Raw genomic sequence first — 3044 nt, forward strand, 5'->3', positions numbered from 1 at the left:
GGATCCACTGAACCTGTGGGAGCGAGCCTGCTCGCGAAGGCGTCAGTGTGTGTTCCATCAAAAATCCAGTCTTAGCCCGAGCGTCATCCTGCGTCCATTCAGCGCGTTGCTGTCCAACTGGGTATCGTATCCAGCCTCGCCATACAGGCTTAAAGCCTTCGACACTTGCGCGGTCATGCCCATGCTCAGGTCCAGGGTCGTGGACTTCTGCTGCGTGTCGATCGCCGTGACATTGTTGAACATCACCCGGTCGGTGCCGGACAAGGTATGCCAGACATTGGTTCGCACGTAGGGCAGCAGGGGCATGCCCGCTACCTGATAAGTGCCGCGCAGCCGGGCGCCGAGGCGAGCCGTTACGCTATTGTCGGAGTCAAAATCGATATCGGCGATGCCATCATTTTTACCCTCCAGCGTGTGGTGTTGGCTGATCAGCTGTACCTGCGGCTCCAGGATCCAGCCTTGGGAGACCTGCAACGGGTAACCGGCCTCCAACGACACTGTCGTGGCATGGCCCCGGGTGTTGAGTTTGATCCCGCGATTGGACTCGCTGTTGATATCCAGGTCCGTCCACATCAGCACGCTGTCGATGTACCCGCCGTAGGGATCGATGAGTGTCCAGTACAGGCCTGCGCTATCGCCGCGCACTGTGCTTTTGCCGGCGTCGCGATGCTGGAAGCCGCCGGTGAAGCCGTCGATGTCGCTTTGCAAGCGACTGTGACCGACGAACACACCCACCTTCCGGGTCTGCCCATCATCGGTGGTCCATCCGTAGAGGTCGCTGCCGACCTGGTAACCCGAAACCGAACCGTCCAGGCGTGGGTTGACCGTGCCGGCCATGCTCTGGCGGCTGTTGCCTGCGTAAACCCGGCCCCAGCCTGCCGGGAGGGCGCCGTCCTGATGCTGCTGGTTCTGATCGCCCTGACGCTCGTGGAAGGTGCCAAGTGCGGCCCGAACCATCTGGTTGACGGCAGGCAGCAGCGCCGAATACACCGCGACTTCCTGACGATAGAGTGGAATCGGTGGTTGGCCGGGCTTGGTTTCCGGCAGCTCCGGTAAGTACGGTCCAATCGTGGGTAATTTGATGGGCGCCGGAAGCGTCACGGGAAGGTCTTCCGGGGCGGGCAGTGGCACGGCTGGGTCTTCCACTCCCGGTAATGGGGTTATCGGTCCGGGCAGGGGAGGCGAAACGACGGCGGAACGCAAATACCAGTTCTGGGCTGTACCCGGCGTAACGCCACCTTTGAACAGATAGTAGTCATGTGCCCCTGCGGAAACGGCCCCGGCGGAGGTGAAAACCTGAGGGCCACCCGTGGCACCATTGCGGGCTTCGACCACCAGGATGCCGTTCTGTCGGGTCACATCGCCTGAACCCGCCAGATTGACGATGCTGAGGGTGGTGGAACCTTGCAGCGTGCCTCGATCCACCACCAGTTTGTCGCTGGCGGCGTCATCACTGGCCAATACGCTATTGAGGTGCAGTTGGCCATTGTCGCCAATGTAATGGCCCGTGACCGTGAGTTGATTACTTGCGCTGGCGGCAGCGCTGCCGCTGGTCATGTCGATCAGGCCCTTGTTGTTCAAGGTGGCGAGCTGACCGGCGCTGAAAGGGGTGATGCGGCCTTGGTCGACCAGCAACACACTGCTGCCGTTGATGTTGAACGCACCCGTGGCGGAAACGTTGTCGCCGAGTACGAAATCGCCGCCCAGGTCAAAGTGTGAGCCGTTGTCCAGGTTCACCGTTTCCCAATGGGGATAGCGACCCGGATTGGCAGACTGGGTGTTGTCGAACGTCAGTGTGTCGTTGCCCTGACCGCCATCGATGCTGGACGGGGACGATAAGGTAGTTTCAGTGCGATTGAGCAGCAGCGCCTGGTCGTCGCCGGTACCCATCAGGATGGCCGATCGAATAAGCCCGTCAGTGTCCCATAAGAACAAGTCATCACCGGTACCCCCGCGGACCTGTCCAACGATTTCACCCCCGGTCACCGTGATGAGGTTACCGCCGCCACTGACAATGATATTGCCGCCAACCGTACCGCCCTTGATGATGACGTTGTTGTCGTCGGTGCCGGCGTCCAGGTCGCCGACGATCCGCCCACCCAGCATTTCGAACGAGTTATGGTCCAGGTTCATCGCGACCCGGCCAATCGAACCTTCGCTCATGCGTGCTTGCTCACCGTTTTCAAAGACATCAGTGATGGTGCCGGCGCTCATGGTAAAGGTGTCGCCGCCATCTCCTTGATCCAGGGACCTCACGGACCCGCCACTGATGGTGAAGCTGTCATTGCCGGCGCCCTGTGAAAAGGTGGTGGCGATGACCCCGCTGAGCTGCGCGGTGTCGTTGCCGTTGCCCTGGCGGAACGATCCGGTAATGGCGCCGTTGAAGAGTTGCGCGATATTTGCGCCGTCGCCCATGTCCACAGATCCGGTGATGGTGCCGGAACTCTTTTGCAACAGATCGGCGCCAGGGCCAAAGGTGACATCGCCATTGATGATCCCGGTGCCGGCCGCGGGAAAGGAAAGGCTGTTATTGCCGCCCGTGTCGGTGAGACCGGGGCTGGTGCCGCTGTCGCAAGTGAACGTGTCATCACCGGCGGTGGGGACGAGCGTGCAGGCAGCGTGAGTGGTGAGCGGCCAGCAGAGCAGGGCCAACAACGACACGACAGCAAAGCTCAGGTGCTTGAGAGACGAAACGGGTGTGCTCATGATCCATCCTCGCTCGATAGGACGCGCCGGCCCCGCACCTGCGGGGCGGACCATGGCAACGTCAAGAGCGATACGGATCAGGGACTACGGATTCCTGCGTCGGAAAACATCGGGCAATGCAACCAGTTGGCATGGCTTTTTCGACTGCACATCACACTGCACAGTGCTTTTTCCACGGTATCAACAGGTGGGTTGAGGTGCTACTGTCAGAAATAACAGGTGTTGAGGGATGATCAGCCGAGCGTTTGCATGCGGACTGTTGATGTTGAGTCTGCAGGACTGATCCGAAACCGCGTCGCTATCTTCGCGAGCAGGCTCGCTCCCACAGGGATCACCGT

General features: G+C 60.5%; 1 protein-coding gene. It reads right to left on the bottom strand.

Annotation, left to right across the window (positions count from 1 at the left end; translation table 11 throughout):
* Positions 1-57: 57 nt before the first annotated feature.
* A complete protein-coding gene (locus ACW9HW_RS29655; RefSeq protein WP_457402885.1) occupies positions 58-2706 on the bottom strand; it encodes an autotransporter outer membrane beta-barrel domain-containing protein in 2649 nt (882 codons plus the stop codon).
* Positions 2707-3044 lie beyond the last annotated feature (338 nt).

The sequence above is a fragment of the Pseudomonas sp. SDO5532_S415 genome (genome assembly GCF_054071155.1).